Raw genomic sequence first — 17,271 nt, 5'->3', positions numbered from 1 at the left:
GTTGGCGATGCGTATCGCTTCGAAGCTCAGGCGCCAGCCTTGCCCGGCACAACAGGGCACCGACAGCGCCGAGTACGCCCCGGAGGAAACCCTGGCCTTGCTACTGGCTGGCATGAAGGATGCCATCGATAACGTCGTGGTGGCGGCTGTTGCCGGCTTCGGTTACCGCCCGCATCCATTGGCCTTGCCGTCGCTTCTTGCCTTGGCCACCCACACCGATGCCCGCATCCGCTTTCAGGTGGGATTCGCCTTGGCAAACTATGACGACGACGCATCAATCGACGCGCTGGTGGCGATGGCGGACGACCCGATGATGACATGCGGGAAGGGACAAGACACGCGTGGCCTAACCGCGGTTATCCCATAGTTCCCGGATAGGGTTCGTGACGAAGTCAGCCAGCGGGTTCCGGATATCAGCCCGGCACGCGCAAGCCGTGGTGCGCTCCGAAAGTGCGCACTACCCCGGCAGGCAACCGGGACCTGCACCGCGCTCGTGGTGGAAATGGCATACACACCAGATTCAAAATCTGGCGCCGCAAAGGCATTGAGGGTTCGACGCCCTCCGAGCGCACCAATCACCCATGTTCGCCGCGGTATTGAGCGCGCCTATACTGGGCCGCATTCAATCAACCGGATCGGCACGCATGAAAAAGACCGTTGTAAAACAAGCCTCTTTGAAAAGCCTGGCCGCCAGCGCGCTCCAGGCGTGGGAAAGCGAAACGAGCTGGAAAGCGATCCGCGCGCTGCAGATGCTCGGTTCACCCGATAACCTGGCGATGGCGCGGCGGTTTGCGGCCAGCAAAAACGCGCACAAACGCGCGCTGGCGATGTATATCGCTTCCCAGCTCAGGCGCGAGCGCTACTCAATATCCGCGCTTACCCAAAGCGACGAGTACGCCGTGGAGGAAACCCAGGCCTTGTTGCTTACCGGTTTAAAAGACCCGGTAACGAACGTGGTGACGGCGGCCATTTCCGGTTTCGCCCACCGCCCGCATCCATCGGCACTGCCGGCGCTGCTCGCATTCGCCACGCACGCCGATGCGGATATTCGCTTTCAGGTGGCATTCGCCCTCGCACAGTATCACGAGGATGCCTCGGTCGAGGCACTGCTGGTGCTGGCGACCGACCCTGACGACGATACGCGCGACTGGGCCACCTTTGCGCTCGGCTGCATGCACGAGGCCGATACTGCCGAGATCCGCGAGCGCCTGTGGCAAAACCTTGGCGACAGCAACGAGAACGTCAGCGGCGAAGCCCTGGCCGGACTGGCGTCGCGCAAGGATGAACGCCTGATCGCGGTTTTGCTAGAACGCCTTAATGAAGACTGCATGGTCTTCGAACTGGAAGCGGCCGACATGATGGCACATCCGCTGCTGCTGGCGCCGCTAAACGCGATCAGGAATGCGGTCAGCCGTAAGGAGGACAGCAATTCGTACTGGCATAACCGCCTTGACGACGCCATCGCCGCTTGCGGGGGCAGCAAAAAGTAATAGTTTTTATAAGGTTTCAATGGTGACGTTAGCTCAGTTGGCAGAGCATTGGATTGTGATTCCAAGGGCCGCCGGTTCAAATCCGGTACGTCACCCCATTTCTTCGATTGCGCGCTCTCTGCCGCAATCATCGACGCACTATCTCAGTGGCGCAATTGGCAGCGCAGCGGTCTCCAAAACCGAAGGCTGAAGGTTCGACTCCTTCCTGGGATGCCATCTTTACGTGGGGTTGCCCGAGCGGTCCAAGGGCGCGACGCCCAAGGGCACACTGCAAAGTCGTTGTTCGCCGGTTCGAATCCGGCACCCCACTCCAATGCAGCGCAAGCGATATTGCTCGGGCGTTCCTCACGGCGCCCCGGAATGCGCGCTGCGCCTTTTTTTCGTGCTTGCTGCTTTGCCTGCAAGGCGTATTATCACGTTAACACCTGTCCAGATTTTCATTCTCCGGCCAGCGCCCAAGCGCCGGTCTTTTCTACTATTCCATTCAAACAGGCATCAGTAAAAGTGAAAATATGACTCCGCAAATCTTAGCACTCGACATCGCAGGAAATCCATTCGGATGGATCTCCGCCCAGGAAGCGATCCACTACTACGCCGTCGGCAAGGTAGCGTGGGAACTGGGCGACCGTGAATTCTTGTTTCGCGGCGGCGTGTCGAATGCGGGCGTGCTCTCGACGATGACGGTCAAGCCGATCATTTCCATTTCGGGCAGCGAGCGCATGACCAAAAAACTGCGCGTGGCGCTGCCGCTGGGCGACGATAACCACCTGCTGTTCGCGCGCGACCGCCATACCTGCGCTTACTGCGGCAACGTCTTCGCCCGCCAGCACCTGTCGCGCGATCACGTACTGGCGCGCACCCACGGCGGCAAGGATAGCTGGACAAACTGCGTCACCGCCTGCAAGCCGTGCAACCAGGCCAAGGGCGCCACCATGGTGCACGACTTCCATCCGCTGCTGTACGTGCCGTATGTGCCATGCCGTTTCGAGCACTTCATCTTGAGCGGCAGGAATGTGCTGGCGGACCAGCATGATTATCTATCGGCCAAGTTGCCGAAACACTCGCGCCTGCTGGCCTGAGAAAAGGATGGCGGCGGCGCTGCTGGCGCTGCTGCTTAAGCTTCCCAAGGATGCCGTGGCCTGAACGGCGGCGCGCCGAGACGGCATTAAATTGTGATTGAGCAAATTTACAATGCCCGTCGAATGCCTCTGTAAATGGCGTTATTGGGATCATGCCCACTATTCAGACAGCGGAGAAACTGCGCCAGATGCGCGAGCACGGCGGATGCGCCCATGCACCGGCTTTCAGCGTTCCATCCGGCCGGTCAATCTCCGCGCGGCGCCACCGCATGAGCTGGCTCGACAGGCGGCCGCCGCCGCGCATCCGGCGCGACACAGGATACCCCCATGGCGTATGCCGATAATCGGCACAAAACGCCGCACCGAGATGCGTGCTCCCTTATCTCGATCCGATCGTTGGCCTCACTCGAACTTTTTTACAAAACCCACGTAGACGCGCCTTGCGACGAAGTGATCGAATCCATTCTGACGGAATGTGCTGGCGTCTGTCCGGTAGGTGCGTTTGCTGCCATCGAAAATATCGCTGGCGTTCACCGTCAAGCCGAGCGTCTTGCTCAATTGGTGCTTCCAGGTCAGGTTCACACTGCTGGTCGCGCCAAATCGGCCGAGCGGTGTGATTCCTGACGACTGGGCTTGAGCGTCGAGCGACACGTCGTCCGGTCCGACTTTGTAAGCTGCCCTGAATTTCAGATAGCCCGAGATATCGTCCTGGCGCACGCGGCCATAGAGATCGGGCGTAGACAGCATCACGCGATAGACGCCACCGTCCATGCCGAAACTCAGCGTCGCATCAGGCGTCCACTCGATAGAGCCGGTGACGCCCGCCGAGCGAGCTTGCCCGCCATTCTGCTTCGAGGTAACAAGCACGTTGTCGGCAAAACTGCGCGCATCGGTCACCGTATCGCGGCTGGTGCGGTAAAAGGCACTCACACTGCCGCTCAAGTTCTCCATGTCCGCGTTGGTGCCGATCTCCCACGAGGTCAGAAGCTGCGGCTGGAGGCCGGGATTGCCGCGGCTCAGGTTTTGCGCATCGACGTAGGTGGTAAACGGATTCAGATCGCGCGGATCGGGCCGCTGGAGGCTGCGCCGAAAGCTGAGCGTCAGGTCGGTTTTGTCGCTGGCGGCATATTTCAGGTGAAGGCTGGGATTGAATGCCTGCCAACGCCCGGTCTGCATCACGCCATGTGCCGGTCTCACCCGCAGCGCCATGCGCTCGATCCGGCCGCCCAGCAGCGCTTCCCATTTTCCATGCCTGATCTGGTCGGTGATATAGGCGGCGCTCAGCGTAGTCGCCACCCCATAGCCATTGGTCGTATCGGGATCGGGCGTCTCCGCTCCCGTCAGCCGATCGACCGATGCCTGATAGTTGTAGAGGTCGTTGACTTCGTCCTGGATATCGAGGCCCATGCCCCACTGGCCGTGACCGGACGCGCGACTCCAGTCGAGGGTGGCCTGGTTGAGGTGGCGCGCCGACCTGGTGGCGCCGTGGCTGTAGCTGGTGGCGCGCGCCGGTTCGACGGACACGTCGCGATAGGACTTGTCGATCAAGCCCTTGGTATTGCTGCGCTGAAGCATCGCCTTCAGCGCAGTGCCGGAGTCCTGGTGGCTGTAACTGAGGCTGGCGCTGTCGTCGGCCTGCTCGTTGGGGCCGTAGGAGATGCGATGATAGATGCGCTCGCCAGCGCCGTCGCGGGCCACGTTCAGCGTGTCGAACAGCGGGCGCGACGCGCGGTCGTTATAGCGTGCCGACAGGCTGAGGCTATCCGTGTCGCTGAGGGCATAATCGACGCCCAGTGACGCGCTTTGGACCTTGCGGCGGACGAATACCTCGGACGTCTGCAGCGTACTTCCGGTCTCGCCGCTGAGAGGATTATTCCAGTCGACTGCCGACTGGCGCAATTTGCGCGTGCCGTCGCGGCGGTACGCCAGGCTGCCTTGCACGCTCAAATCCTTTCTGGTCACGTCGCCCGAGGTACCGACATTCCACAGGCCCTGGTCAGTGGCGCTTCCCTTGATCTGCGCGTGCGTGCCTGGCTTGCGGTTTCGCTTCAACACAATATTAACGATCGCACCGCCATTGGCGCTGTAGGCGGCTGAAGGATTGGTAATCACTTCGACGCTGGCAATATCGGTGCCGCTCATGGTTTGCAGCGCCACCGCCCGCTCGTCACCCGACATCATCGCCGTCGGCTTGCCGTTGACCAGGACGGTGACCTGGGTATTTCCCTTGACCGAGATTTGCCCGTCGGCGGTGACCGATACCTCGGGAGTCGATTGCAAGACATCCTGTGCACTACCGTTTGCCGCCCTCGCCATAGTGGAAACGTCATACACCGTCTTATCGACCTTCTTGACAACCGGCTCTTTCTTTCCTGCAATCGTAACCGTCGGGCTTTCCGGCTCTTCAGCGCGCGCTGGCGCAGGCAGGATGGCCAGCCCGGCCAGGATCACGGACAGTGTCGTCCCAACTACCGCATAGCCTTGCGTATGGCGGCACAGGAGACGTCTGGCGTTGCTGATTTCTTTTAACATTGTATTGAACTTCGCAAGATTGACTGCTTCAGCAGCCGGATAAGACCATCACGCAGGCATCGCGCGGCGAATCGGCCGTTCAGGCCATCGCACCACAAGCGCTGCGCCTTGTTCCTTACGCAGGTATGCAAACAAGCAAGTCCGGACAGAACATCGTCCAGTCCGGCCGGTCTTTCCGCCAATGGGACAGCGGCGCCCAAGCGGCGCGCTGCCATGATTAAAGATCGTGCGCACTCCTGAAATAGGCAATGGTCTCTTTCAACCCATCCTCCAGCTGAACCTTGGGCCACCAGTGCAGTTTTTCCTTCGCTTCGTCGATGTCCGGCTGTCTGCGACGCGGATCGTCCTGAGGCAAGGGCAGGAACACAATCTTCGACTTCGAACCAGTCAGCCGCAAAGTCAATTCCGCCAATTCGATCATGGAAAATTCACCGGGGTTTCCCATGTTGATCGGTCCCGTAATATGGTCCGGGCTATCCATCATCGACATGAAGCCATCGATCAGATCGTCCACGTAACAGAAACTGCGCGTCTGGCGGCCGTCCCCGTACAAGGTGATGTCCTTGTTCTGGAGCGCCTGGACGATAAAATTCGAGACCACGCGACCGTCGTTCGGATGCATGCGCGGACCATAGGTGTTGAAGATCCGGATGACCTTGATGCGCAGCTTGTGCTGGCGCCAATAATCGAAAAACAGGGTTTCGGCGCAACGCTTGCCCTCGTCGTAGCACGAGCGGATGCCGATCGGGTTGACCCGGCCCCAGTAATCTTCCGTCTGCGGGTGGATCTCGGGATCGCCATAGACCTCGCTGGTCGACGCCTGCAGAATGCGCGCCTTGACGCGCTTGGCCAATCCCAGCATATTGATCGCCCCCTGCACACTGGTCTTGGTGGTCTGCACCGGATCGTGCTGGTAATGTACGGGACTGGCGGGACAGGCCAGATTAAATATCTTGTCCACTTCCACATAGAGCGGAAAAGTGACGTCGTGCCGCATCAGCTCGAAGTTCGGCTTGCCTATCAGGTGTGCAAGATTGGATTTGCTGCCGGTAAAAAAATTATCGACACATAACACGTCTGCGCCACTGTTTACCAAGCGGTCGCACAAGTGGCTTCCGAGGAACCCGGCACCCCCGGTTACCAAAATCTTTTCCATAAAGTTTCCTAAATTCAATACCAATGCCCGGACGTTCCCAGCTCCGCACCGACCGCCTGTGTCACCTGCTAATACGCCAATTGTTCGACAACATAATCGAGCTTGGACATCAGCTTGTGTTTCACTTCCGGCCATTCCGGCGCGATAATGCTGTAAAGAATCGAATCGCGGACGCGGCCATCCTTATAAATCATATGATTGCGCATGATGCCTTCCTGAACCGCACCCAGGATTCTCATGGCCGCCCGTGAATTCAGGTTGCGCACGTCCGTGATCATTTCCAGTCGATTGATGGCGAGGCGCTCGAACGCATAGCTCATGGTAAGCAGCCTGACTTCGGCATTGACCAGCGTTCCTCTTGCCTCCTTCAAGTACCAGGTTGATCCGATGGATAAGCGCCGGTGATCATACGACATATCGTAAAAGCGGGTCGTACCGATTATTTTCGCGTCGCTGCGGCGCCTGACGGCGAACGGATAATGCATGCCTTCCGCATACCGCTGCAGGGTATAGTCGAACCAGGGATCGAAGTCCTGGCCTGCCCCGTTGAAATTCACGGGAAAATAGCGCCATATATCGGAATCATCCGCCGCCGCAGCCCTCAACGGCTCGCGGTGACAAGGCAGCAAGGGTTCCAGAACGATATTTGGCCCCGATAAGGTCTCAGGCCGTTTGAAATTCACTGTTCACCTCGTTTAGAAAATGCACCAATGTTGTACCGGGACGCGCGCGGCGGCGCTCCGGCGCTGCTGCCGAAAGGAGTGCCACGCGCTTCAACTGAAGCGCTGCCTGGTGTAGGAATCGCGAAGCAGGGGTAACAGATCGGCGACGTCGGCAATCCCGAGATCCTTATCCAGATAAAACAGCGGCTGAGAATACGCGCCTGAGCCGCCATTTTCCTCGACCACGACCGGGATCGCCGAGGCGCCCTCCAGGATCAATGAGGGCAGAGTGCACAACCTGATTCCTCCCTTGCTGGTCAGCCTGAACACCGCACTTCCCGCCCAGGGCTGCACGCTCATGCCCAGGATTGGCGGCGTGGCAATCGCGAGCTGCCCTTGTTTCGCATGAATTGTCCACCGCAAATATTCGGGAAGACAGGTCAGAATGGGGTCTTCAGCAAGATCGCGATCGCTCTTTATTTCCGAAATGTAATTAATCGCAGCCCCCCACGCCTCGGCCAGCATGGCCTTGCGCAGCCGTTCCTTGACTTCCAGCGACAAGTCGATGCCAGCCTCGTTGACGGCGTCCGTCCACATTGGCATGGCAGCGGCAGCGGCATCGCTGTCGTAGGGTTGGAACAGATGGGCCGTCAATTCCCTGTAAATCACCGAGCGCTGGTCGTCCGAACAGAAGCTCAGTTCCTGCAATGCCTTGTACTTGACGGTATACACCAGCGATTTGAACAAGGAGAAAAACCTGCCTTCTGCGTTTCCGTACTCGGGATCCAGCTCCACTTGCCGGGCAGCCTCAAACGAGGCCACCATATCGTCGGGATCGAACACAGGCCATAACGCTTTGGTGTAGCTGGCATGGGCCTGGCGAAATAATTCAAGCTTGGAATCGAATATCTTCTTGGGCAGCTTGTCCCGAAGCAGGAGCCGGTAGTCGATCAGCTGTATATACGCTTCGACCCCGAGCAGGGTGATCCAGCCCGCCAGTTTATCCTGGTACATTCTTAACGTATTGCCGGACTCGTTGACGATATCATCGAAACGCGAGCCATCGGAAACGATCGCAAACCTGACTTGGATGCCCGTTTCGGAACAAGCTTCCTTCTGGCAAATGATCTCGAGGGTCCTGGCAATCTCGTAGACGCTGAGCAGAAAATTGATTTCGCCAAGGTCGGGCGCATCGCCGCGGCTTTTCAGCGGCGACGGAATCTTGAACGGAAGCGCGGGCATCGTCATTTCAATCGCCCCCTTCTCGTCAATCATTCGCCTTACTTTTTCATTCAGCTCATGCCTGGAATTGTACTTCTCCCCGTTTCTTGAAAACTCTTTATCGAGCAACGCCTCCGTAATGATTTCCGACGCGCCAATCATCTGTTCCGTGTCATAACCGAAACTTTTGTATCTCGACAATGCCCGCCGCTTGGCCGCGGTAGCCCGTTTTTCACAGAAATCGGCACACGCCGATTTCAAAATCGGAATCAATTCCTCAATGACGAATTCGCGGTTGATCACAAGCCGTTTTGACTGGAAATACCGGTTCTTGTACAGATGAAGGGATGGATTCTGCGAAATTTTATGCATGAAATGGGAGCTGATGACCATTTCCCGTTTTTTACTCAAGCCAACGTGATACGCCAATGACTCAGGCGGGTCTATTTCATTGATCATTCTTCATAAGCCTTTAGCTGACGACACGTCGTTGAAAACGATTTGCGCGATACCATCCGCCCCATCCATGCTGATTGCGCGGCGCTGGTCGCGGGCCGGGCCGGTCCTGCACTCCCTGATCGCCGCCTCAAACATTGCCGGCAGCCGGGAAATATCGGTATCGACCTGCAGGTCCACATGCTGTTTCAGGCAATTGGCATGCCGGACCGGCTCATCCCCGGGATCTTTGCGGTAAGGGAGGCACAGAATGCGGGCTTGCCCCTGCAGGGTTTCAAGCAGGGAGTTGTATCCGCCTGTGGTAATGACCAGATCCGCAGCCGAATGGAAATCAGCCAGGCTGGAGCAGGACGTGTGCACCCTTATCCGCCCACCATCGAGCAACTCCGGGTTATTCGCCGGACGGGGCAGCCTCGAGCGCGGGCCGAGGATAATATCGAAATGGACAGTCCGATCCAGATCCGTCAGCGCCAGGCAAGCTTCCATCAATGGCTCTCCCCATTGCCCGCCGCCGGCGGAAGCGACAACCCAGAGCGCGTCCTCGCCAATGCCGCGTGCGGCGCGCGTCTGCGCGCGATGCTCAGGCGCGACCGGCGGCGCAACATACCCTGTCGAACTGATTTTCTGTGCGATTTCCGCAGGCAGCCCATAGCTCGCGGAGAAGTCGAAAATCCGCTTGTCGATCGCCGATAAAATACGCGTGTAGTTGTCGCGCAGGCTGTCAAGGGCGGCGCCTCCCAGCACCAGGCGCTGCAGATCCTCGGTCTCGTTCTGCACGCCGCGCGTGATGAGATACTTGCGGCAATCTCCGTTGCGGATAATCGGCGCCAGTTCCTCATGAGCGCCCAGGGGAAGATGGTCCACCAGCAGCACGTCCGGCCGAAACCCCTTGAATACACCCTCCAGGATGGAGCGGCGAAGTTCGACCGCCTCGCTCAAAGGCACATCCAGGAACGGCGTTCTCCCCCAGTACGCGGCTTTGGCGGGAATCAGGCTATCCCACGCTGGCAGGCGGATGTACTCGCACCCTTGCGCAACGATCCACTGAGGCCCGACGTCATGCCCGGTAATGATCAGGCAAGAGAATCGATCCTGCATGGCCGCGGCAATGCGCGCCAGCCGGCGCAAATGACCGATTCCGCTGCCGCCATCGAAGACGTAAAAAAGGGCACGGTAACGCGCTGTCGGCGCGCCAGGTGACATACCAGAAATATCAGATTGCATCGGTCTAAACCAGTCGAAAAATTGCGCAGCCATACTTCAAAACTCGCAACGCGGCGCCTGCCGTGCCGGCAACCTCACCGAGAGGTGGCCGGCTTCGGCGTGCACCAGGCTGAAAGCGAAAATAGTCAGGTCCAGCGCAGGATATCCGGCGCCAGCGCTCGTGCATCTTTCAAGTTCGCACAGCCGACCAGCTGCATTGCAAGGCGCAACTCATCCTTCAAGATGGACAGCATGTCGATCACCCCTTGCTCGCCATTGACACTGAGCGCCCATAGTGCGGGGCGGCCGACGAAGACGGCGCTGGCACCTAACGACAGCGCTTTCAACGCATCGGTCCCGCGCCGCACGCCGCTATCGAGAAAAACGGGAACCCGGCCGGCGGCGGCGGCGACAATGTCCGGCAGTGCGCGGATGGATGAAACGCACCCGTCAAGCTGCCTGCCGCCGTGGTTCGACACCATGAGACCGGATAGCCCGGCATTGAGCGCAGGCGGCACATCCAGCGGATTCATGATGCCTTTTCCGATCAGCGGGAGCGACGTATGGCGGCACAGCGCCTCGATGTCGGACCAGGTGGCAGACGGATCGAGTTCGGCGTCAACCCACGATAATGCTGTTGGATCGGAAGGATTGCGGGAGAAATTGGCGGCGCCGACACCATCCGGCAGCGTGAAGGCATTACGCAGATTGACAGGGCGCTTGCCCAGCGCCGGGCAGCCCAAGCCGACCGTGATGGCTTCGAAACCGGCGTCTTGCGCGCGCGCGATCAATCTCCGGGTCACATCGCGGTTTCGGAATAGGTACACATGCAGCCACAGCCTGGCGCCGCGCGCATGCTTTGCAATCTCTTCCAAAGAACGGCTGGACATCGAGGAAACAACGATCGGCGCACCCGCCGCCTGCGCCGCACTGGCAGTGGCCAATTCACCTTCCGGATGAGCGAGCTGATGAAACGCCATCGGGCTGATTCCGATCGGGACGTCATGCGTCCGGCCGAAATAACTGGTCGCCGGATCGGGCGCCGCCACAGCGCGCATCGCCAACGGCGAAAACGCCAGCCGGTCGAAATCCGCGCGGTTGGCACGATACGTCACTCCATCCATTGCACAGGCATCGATATAATCGAAACTGGCTTTGGGAAGACAGCCCTTCGCCCTTTCGATAAAGTCATCGAGGAGCACGCAGGACGCAATGCGTTCTTGCTCTGGGGAAACCAAGGAATTCATTATGACTCAATATCAGAAAACAGTTCACGGGCCGCCCGGATCAGCCGCCACAGGGTTGACCCCTTGTTAATCGCATCGCGACTGGGATCGCCTTGCGCCACAGATTCATTTGCAACAGACCGGCTTACAACACGTTGTTGGACGGCAGCGGGAAACCACAAACGGCATGACGTTCAGTGCCGCGTCCGGACCGGAATCCACCTCGGAAAAATCGAGCTCACCCGCGAGAATGAGCTCGCAAACCAGCAATCCATGCCTAGTTTAGTAACAATGCGACAGCACTGCTCTTACGATGCAGCAGCCTGGACGCCGCCGACGTGGGCGACTTCGCTTTCGTTGAGATCACGCATGATTTTCTCTCCAATATTATCGAGAACCAGCCGTCCCGACTTCGGCATAACTATCCAAACCGTTTTTCGCCCCGACTTTCTATTTCGGACCACAAGATTCATTTGCATCGAACCAGATGGCGCCATCCGGCAGGTGCAGATCAAGTTCTGGCGCCGTTGTTGTTGGCGCCGACGCACTGGCCGGAAACAATCCGTACCACCCGCTACGCCCGCCGTGATACCGGTAGGGCTCCACCACCGACTGCGCCAGCCATTGATCGAGGCACCAGAGATCATGGTTCAAGGACGCAGCCTCCATCCATAGAAAATATTTTCCATTTTCCGGATCCAGGCAATAACAAAGGGCGCAGCGCGGACTGGAAAACTGTGCCAGCACAATCAGGTTTCGCGGCAGCGCCGGCCAATGGCGCCTGCTGCGCGCAATGATGCCGTTGACCGCGTCCTCAATCATGCCGCTGCGGGAACCATCGCCAGCATCCCTCTTCATGATCACCGCGTTGAGCGCGCCCGCCAGGGACTCCCTGACGATCTCCTGCCGCACCGGCAATAACCTTGCCGCAGTCACACGCATGCGCCGGCAAAGCAATTCCTTGCTCTCTTCGTCAAGAGCGCCGGATCGCACCGCGCCAGCCAGATCAGCCAGGACCATACGCTCGGTGGCCAATGAATCAGCTTGCGCAGCACCTGGCGCAACTACCTCACCGAGCCAGTCCAGCTTTTTCTTGACGCCGTTCTGATACCTGACCTCGAAGCGCTGCTGCATGCCGTAGTAGGCAAACAGGGTCGCCAGGGCTTTCCGCCTGATGCCTTCGTCTTCGACCTCTTCCAGATGAAACAGGTATAAAAACTCTCTGGCGCAAGCGCGTTCCAGTTCCTCGGTAAAAGCAAGCAGCAACGCTGCCGGATTCAGGTTCGCGGAATCGCCCGCCTTGTACTTGTTGACGTAGAACGAGATGGATTTCATGGACCCGCCCAGCTCTGGGCCCTCGTTCCCGAATCCTTCAAAGGCGTTCATGCAAATGGCGCGGCACCAGTTCGGCAACGCCCTGAATGCGCCAAAATCGAGAAGCTCCCCTTCCATGCTCACATTCGACGAAGCATAGTTACCCGGGAATAGCCGCTGCGCCCGCGAAAACGCGATCTGCCGCGCGAGGCTGGTGAAAGTCCTGGAAAATTTTTCCAACAGCGCCAGCTCTTCCGCCTGCCGGTATTGATGCTCGAAGTATTGCACCACCTGCCTGACCCGTCTTACATCACGCTGTCTTGCCTCATGCTCTTTCCCGGGCGGCTGAAACAAGACGGCGCGCTCGAAATAAGCCGGACGTACCACCACCGGCCGGATACTGAGTGCCCGCCGCTCACCGCCCTCCCCGTTTTCAAGCTGGTGGCGCAGCCCGGTGTCGATCACGGCAAGCACCGGCACGGCACCGTGGGGAAACTCGTTTGCCGTTATTTCCGCGTACACCGCTTCGCGCAATGCTTCCTCAAGCCACAGACAACCATGCGAATGCAGCCAGTCGACAGCCGCCCCGACGAGCGGGGTTCTGCCCAGGCCCTTGACCTGAAAGCGGCCCGTAATTCCTACACGGCCACTCCCGCCGTGGGTCGCCATCTCCGAGTTTCCGTACGAATCGGCCAGAAAAGTCTTCGTCCCAGCGGCAGCATCGCATGGCGCATCGTCGTCGAGCGGAACAAGATAAGCATGTTCGTCGATCAGCCACTGGTCCAGGCGTCGACGCACATCCGTGTCCGTGACATCGATCCGCCTTTCCAGAAACCATCTTTCGTTTATCCACACTACGCTGGCGTGCTGCAGTTTGTTTGCACGAAACGGCACTGTGATGTCCTGGCCTACCTGCTGTATGTCGAACAGGCCGTGCTCGATGCTCTGGATTTCTGAAGGTGTCAGCATCGCGTCACTCATCCGATCATTCGATTCGTTGCATGCGGCCAGACACACACCTTGCGTACCTTGCCGCTCGCATCGCGCCGGACGTAGCGCGCCTCCGAAAACTCGCTGAACAGATGGCGCCTGATGTAATCGACGATTTCCCGCACCATTCCATTGGGAGCGACAAAATCGATTATCCAGAGCCGCTCGCCTTCGTTCCACTCGCTAAAATGCAGCAGAAAATCCGGATCCGCGACAAAGCGTTGTTCCACATCGGCAGACAAATAGGCCCATGTGATATACCCGATCGGATTACCCAGCGTGTCATAGAAAAAGCAGATCTGCTTCAACAGAATCGGCGATTGCAGCCATCCTCCGACACTCGCAACCCGGAGCAACCGGTACCTGGCGCAACCCAGGATCAGGAAAACGGCGGTACCCAGCATGCTGGTCATGGAATCGTATTTCTGGTTCGCTTGCAACCTGACCGATTCTTTTCGCGGAATTCTGTTCATAAACGAAATTCTGGTCCCATGCCGTTGTGTTGATTCCGAAACCTTGAGCCCATCAATATTCGCTGCCCTGCAGGGTCACATGCATGGCGGGCCTGGTTCATCATTGCTCGCTGGTTACCGAGATGTATCCGGGATAGGGATTGATACGCCGCAGGTCATGTTCCAGGACGACCGAATCAGCGGTCGTGGCCAGCTCGCGAAATCCGGAAAACTTATACGTCATATACATTTGGCGATTGCGTCCGGTATGACAAAAATCCGCGCGTAAATGCACGCCGGCATCGGTCGCCAGGCGCAGCAAGTAGCCGATCAGGACCGATCCCACGCCGCGCGTGATCACCCGGCAAGACATGATCAACAGCTGGATCGTCCATGCCGTGGCATTTTTCTCCACCAAGGTCAAACCGATCGTCCCGTAGCTGCCATAACAATCTTCCAATTTGGCAACCAGCAAAAGGTGATCAGGGGAGTTGGCCAACGCTTCCAGCTCGTCAAAAGAATACGTGCGGCCCGTGGTATTGAGTTGATTCGTTCGCAGGGTCAGCTCTTCCGCCCGCCGCAGATCATCCCTGCCGGCGCGACTGATTGTCATCCGCATGCCCAGGGTCTGCAAAAATGCATCGCGCTTGCCCTCGAATTTTTCTTCCGCATCGGTCCTGGCGATATCGGCCTGGTACATCTTGCGCCGCTCGCGCCCATCGTCGGTGACGACACCAGGCTGCAGGCACAGCAGATTCAAAAGATCGCCGCTATCCGCGCCATCGATCGCCGTCACCTGCGGCAGAAAATATTGAACCTCATCGCGCTCTTCAATACGATCGTCAATCAAGGCCAAGGTATCGAGACCGATCCCGAGCCGCTCGCCAATTGCCCGGACCGAATCGGCTTTGCCCGCCCAGTTTATCTGTGGATGCAGAAAATATTGCGCGAGCTGCATCGACTCCAGAACCGGCCATGCGACATCATGATCATTCTTGCTCGCCACCGATTGAAGAATGCCGTACGAATCCAGGGTCCTGATCAAATCCGCGATGCCGGATTTAAGCTCGACAGCGGAATCTTCCAGCAAGGTGCCATTCCAAATGGTCCCATCCAGATCCCAGATGACGCATTTGATTCTTGGAGTATTTTTCATGCGCTTTTCGCGGAGCCGAGATTATTCATTGATATGTGGCCATTGCAGCGCATACGAAGCAAGCCCGACTTGATTCATTTCTCTTGTGCCTTCGATGATTTCCAGGGCCATGGCATCGCGCAGATAACGTTCGACGGGATAGTCGAGACTGTAGCCATTGGCTCCATGCATTCGCAGGGCATTGGTCGTTGTTTCCACTGCGGAACTGGCGCCATGATATTTTGCGAGCATTGTCTCCATCGCCGCACGTTGATCACCGGTGTTCCTCAGGCAAGCACTACGAAAACACAGCGCGCGCACGCTGGTATAAGCCAATAACATATCCGTCAGCTGCCGCCTGACCAGCTGATGCTCCGCCAGGCTGTGGCCGTCCTGCTGGCGTTGTTTTACATACGAATGCGTGGCATCGAGGCAAGCCTGGATAATCCCGGCCGCACCCCAGGCGACGGAAAAACGGCCATGATCCAATGCCGTATTGGCGACAAAAGAGATGCCGGCACCCACCGCGCCTATGCGTTGTGAAACGGGGACGTCAACGTCGCTTAGCTGCAGGCGTGCCAGCATCGAACCTCTGGTACCAAGGACCTCTGGCATCGGCTCGACAGCCACGCCGGGACGTTCCCGTTCGATCACGAGGGCAAGGTGTTTATCATCGGACCGGACAAACACCAGATAGACATGGGCAATCAGGCCGCAGGTGATCCATAGTTTGGTACCGTTCACGCGATACGTCGGGCCATTCTCGACAGCGTCGGTAGCGATCGACCTGGCCGCACTGCCGGCATTCTCCTCGGTCAGCGCAAACGATATGATCTTACGTCCGGCACACAACTCAGGCAGGTAGCGCTCCTTTTGTCCGGCATTACCATGCCGTAAGATCGCCTGGGTAGCCATGTTATGGCTGGTTAACAGGCTGCGCACCGACGAGCAAGCCTTGCCGATTTCTTCGGTGGCCAAGCCATACGCAACCGGATCCATGCCGCCCCCGCCCCATTGGGTCGGCAGAGCGGCGCCCAGCCAGCCCTCGGCGCATAGCGCCTCGATCAGCGCTTGCGGCAGGACTTTATCGCGATCGATGTGCTGAGCTAGCGGCAAAATGTGAGCCGCCGCAAAACGGCGCGCCCGGTCGCGGCATTCTTTCTGCTCGTCGGTCAACCGTAAATCCATTATTGGCTCACGAGAGCACGCTTGGCTTCGACGAATGAATGGATCGCATTAATCGTACAAAAATGGTCGAGATTAAGATCGTCGCCCTCGACCTGCACATCGAACTCTTGCTCCACAAAAAGCACAAGTTGCAAGGCAAACAGTGAATCCACCACGCCCAGGCTGAAAACGTCATCCTCATCCTTCACCTGCGCGGAGATTGTCTTGGAAAAATAGTCCCTGATTTTTTGCTTAATGCCCATTGCTGCCCGCTGTCAAATTATTGTACTCAAAGAACCCGCGCCCGGATTTACGGCCGAGCCTTCCCGATTGCACCATGTCGCGCAGCAGGGAGCAGGCTTCAAATTTGGGACTACGATAACTGTCATGCAAGACGTCGAGCGTATGCAGAATGGTATCGAGCCCAATCAAATCCGCCGTCGCCAGCGGGCCCATCTTGTGGGCAAAACAGTTCACGAAAATGCTGTCCACAGCTTCCGCGGTGGCGACGCCGTCGGCCAGCGTGGCAATCGATTCATTAATCATCAGCATCATGATCCGGTTCGATACAAAACCGGGCTGATCGTTGACGAAGATTGCCTTCTTGCCCAATTGCTCAAGAATCTCAAGCGTGACCTTCACCGTATCGGCGCCAGTGTGCTCGCTGGTGATGAGCTCGACAAACTGCTTTTTTGGCACCGGATTCATGAAGTGAATACCGATGACCGATGCCGGCCGCGAGGTAATCGCGGCGACGCGCGCAATGGGAATGGCCGACGTATTGACGGCAAATATGCAATGTTCAGGGCAAATGCGGTCGAGCGACCGGTACACGGCTTCCTTGACGTCCCAGTTCTCGGTCACGTTTTCGACGACAAATTCTGTCTCGGCCAGATGCGCATAATCGGTCGTGAAGCCGATCCTCGACAGAATCTCCGCGTGATTTAAACCGCGCAGCGTCGGATCGGTCAGCGATGACAGGCGCAAACCCCTGGCGATATCGCTTTTTGCGTCGTCCAGTATCGATGCCGATACATCCAGCAGCACCACCGAATGGCCGGTTTGCGCGAACGATTGCGCCACTCCCCTGCCAATCACGCCAGCCCCGATCACACCGATTTTGTTATATTTCATAAACAATGTTTCGCCGCTTAACTGAACATCGAAAAATCAACATGGGCGCCCATG

General features: G+C 58.0%; 15 protein-coding genes and 4 tRNA genes. 7 read left to right on the top strand and 12 right to left on the bottom strand.

The window, feature by feature from the left end; all coding sequences use genetic code 11:
- The 7 genes from RBA40_RS11395 to RBA40_RS11365 all read left to right on the top strand — a co-directional run.
- The coding region (locus RBA40_RS11395) for a HEAT repeat domain-containing protein (RefSeq protein ID WP_306647982.1) at window positions 1–367 on the top strand (367 nt) is incomplete at its 5' end.
- A 120-nt stretch (window positions 368–487) separates the two neighbouring features.
- Window positions 488–574: transfer RNA gene (locus RBA40_RS11390), tRNA-Leu, on the top strand.
- A gap of 70 nt (window positions 575–644) precedes the next feature.
- Window positions 645–1,490 (top strand): HEAT repeat domain-containing protein, encoded by an 846-nt coding sequence (locus tag RBA40_RS11385; RefSeq protein WP_306647981.1) that lies wholly within the window; start codon window positions 645–647, stop codon window positions 1,488–1,490.
- Window positions 1,491–1,512: 22 nt separating this feature from the next.
- Window positions 1,513–1,588, top strand: a tRNA-His gene (locus RBA40_RS11380).
- 42 nt (window positions 1,589–1,630) lie between these two features.
- Window positions 1,631–1,706, top strand: a tRNA-Trp gene (locus tag RBA40_RS11375).
- Window positions 1,707–1,713: 7 nt separating this feature from the next.
- Window positions 1,714–1,803, top strand: a tRNA-OTHER gene (locus RBA40_RS11370).
- A gap of 199 nt (window positions 1,804–2,002) precedes the next feature.
- Window positions 2,003–2,569, top strand: coding sequence for an HNH endonuclease (locus RBA40_RS11365; RefSeq protein ID WP_099873554.1), 567 nt, complete (start codon window positions 2,003–2,005; stop codon window positions 2,567–2,569).
- A 402-nt stretch (window positions 2,570–2,971) separates the two neighbouring features.
- Here RBA40_RS11365 and RBA40_RS11360 read toward each other — a convergent pair whose 3' ends face one another.
- From RBA40_RS11360 to RBA40_RS11305, 12 genes are all read right to left on the bottom strand, one after another.
- The gene (locus RBA40_RS11360) at window positions 2,972–5,101 is read right to left on the bottom strand and encodes a TonB-dependent receptor (protein ID WP_306647980.1); all 2,130 of its coding nucleotides are present in this window, start codon (window positions 5,099–5,101) and stop codon (window positions 2,972–2,974) included.
- Between the two features lie 217 nt (window positions 5,102–5,318).
- Complete coding sequence (locus RBA40_RS11355) at window positions 5,319–6,257, bottom strand: UDP-glucuronic acid decarboxylase family protein (protein WP_306647979.1); 939 nt, start codon at window positions 6,255–6,257, stop codon at window positions 5,319–5,321.
- A gap of 68 nt (window positions 6,258–6,325) precedes the next feature.
- Window positions 6,326–6,940 (bottom strand): GNAT family N-acetyltransferase, encoded by a 615-nt coding sequence (locus tag RBA40_RS11350; RefSeq protein WP_306647978.1) that lies wholly within the window; start codon window positions 6,938–6,940, stop codon window positions 6,326–6,328.
- A gap of 90 nt (window positions 6,941–7,030) precedes the next feature.
- Window positions 7,031–8,599, bottom strand: a complete 1,569-nt coding sequence (locus RBA40_RS11345) for an L-tyrosine/L-tryptophan isonitrile synthase family protein (protein WP_306647977.1) — start codon at window positions 8,597–8,599, stop codon at window positions 7,031–7,033.
- Between the two features lie 3 nt (window positions 8,600–8,602).
- Entirely contained in the window at window positions 8,603–9,853 is a 1,251-nt protein-coding gene (locus RBA40_RS11340) for a hypothetical protein (protein WP_306647976.1), read from the bottom strand.
- 92 nt (window positions 9,854–9,945) lie between these two features.
- Window positions 9,946–11,046 (bottom strand): alpha-hydroxy acid oxidase, encoded by a 1,101-nt coding sequence (locus tag RBA40_RS11335; RefSeq protein WP_306647975.1) that lies wholly within the window; start codon window positions 11,044–11,046, stop codon window positions 9,946–9,948.
- Between the two features lie 429 nt (window positions 11,047–11,475).
- On the bottom strand, window positions 11,476–13,308 hold the full coding sequence (locus RBA40_RS11330; protein WP_306647974.1) for a hypothetical protein: 1,833 nt from the start codon (window positions 13,306–13,308) through the stop codon (window positions 11,476–11,478).
- An 8-nt stretch (window positions 13,309–13,316) separates the two neighbouring features.
- Entirely contained in the window at window positions 13,317–13,802 is a 486-nt protein-coding gene (locus RBA40_RS11325; RefSeq protein WP_306647973.1) for a toxin-activating lysine-acyltransferase, read from the bottom strand.
- 100 nt (window positions 13,803–13,902) lie between these two features.
- On the bottom strand, window positions 13,903–14,937 hold the full coding sequence (locus RBA40_RS11320) for an HAD-IIIC family phosphatase (protein WP_306647972.1): 1,035 nt from the start codon (window positions 14,935–14,937) through the stop codon (window positions 13,903–13,905).
- A 21-nt stretch (window positions 14,938–14,958) separates the two neighbouring features.
- Complete coding sequence (locus tag RBA40_RS11315; protein WP_306647971.1) at window positions 14,959–16,092, bottom strand: acyl-CoA dehydrogenase family protein; 1,134 nt, start codon at window positions 16,090–16,092, stop codon at window positions 14,959–14,961.
- An 11-nt stretch (window positions 16,093–16,103) separates the two neighbouring features.
- Window positions 16,104–16,346, bottom strand: a complete 243-nt coding sequence (locus tag RBA40_RS11310) for an acyl carrier protein (RefSeq protein WP_306647970.1) — start codon at window positions 16,344–16,346, stop codon at window positions 16,104–16,106.
- Entirely contained in the window at window positions 16,336–17,217 is an 882-nt protein-coding gene (locus RBA40_RS11305; RefSeq protein ID WP_306647969.1) for a 3-hydroxyacyl-CoA dehydrogenase family protein, read from the bottom strand. Before RBA40_RS11305 ends, RBA40_RS11310 begins: the two co-directional genes overlap by 11 nt.
- Between the last annotated feature and the right edge of the window lie 54 nt (window positions 17,218–17,271).

Source organism: Massilia pseudoviolaceinigra (assembly GCF_030846505.1).
GTDB lineage: Bacteria > Pseudomonadota > Gammaproteobacteria > Burkholderiales > Burkholderiaceae_D > Telluria_A > Telluria_A violaceinigra.
The sequence above is the reverse complement of the archived record's forward strand: the minus strand, read 5'-3'. Positions and strand labels throughout refer to the sequence as shown.

Bases quoted from the DNA above. Each gene is read 5' to 3' on its own strand.
- RBA40_RS11385 (WP_306647981.1), top strand. From the start codon at position 645: ATGAAAAAGACCGTTGTAAAACAAGCCTCTTTGAAAAGCCTGGCCGCC.
- RBA40_RS11365 (WP_099873554.1), top strand. From the start codon at position 2,003: ATGACTCCGCAAATCTTAGCACTCGACATCGCAGGAAATCCATTCGGA.
- RBA40_RS11360 (WP_306647980.1), bottom strand. From the start codon at position 5,101: ATGTTAAAAGAAATCAGCAACGCCAGACGTCTCCTGTGCCGCCATACG.
- RBA40_RS11355 (WP_306647979.1), bottom strand. From the start codon at position 6,257: ATGGAAAAGATTTTGGTAACCGGGGGTGCCGGGTTCCTCGGAAGCCAC.
- RBA40_RS11345 (WP_306647977.1), bottom strand. From the start codon at position 8,599: ATGATCAATGAAATAGACCCGCCTGAGTCATTGGCGTATCACGTTGGC.
- RBA40_RS11340 (WP_306647976.1), bottom strand. From the start codon at position 9,853: ATGGCTGCGCAATTTTTCGACTGGTTTAGACCGATGCAATCTGATATT.
- RBA40_RS11335 (WP_306647975.1), bottom strand. From the start codon at position 11,046: ATGAATTCCTTGGTTTCCCCAGAGCAAGAACGCATTGCGTCCTGCGTG.
- RBA40_RS11330 (WP_306647974.1), bottom strand. From the start codon at position 13,308: ATGCTGACACCTTCAGAAATCCAGAGCATCGAGCACGGCCTGTTCGAC.
- RBA40_RS11325 (WP_306647973.1), bottom strand. From the start codon at position 13,802: ATGAACAGAATTCCGCGAAAAGAATCGGTCAGGTTGCAAGCGAACCAG.
- RBA40_RS11320 (WP_306647972.1), bottom strand. From the start codon at position 14,937: ATGAAAAATACTCCAAGAATCAAATGCGTCATCTGGGATCTGGATGGG.
- RBA40_RS11310 (WP_306647970.1), bottom strand. From the start codon at position 16,346: ATGGGCATTAAGCAAAAAATCAGGGACTATTTTTCCAAGACAATCTCC.
- RBA40_RS11305 (WP_306647969.1), bottom strand. From the start codon at position 17,217: ATGAAATATAACAAAATCGGTGTGATCGGGGCTGGCGTGATTGGCAGG.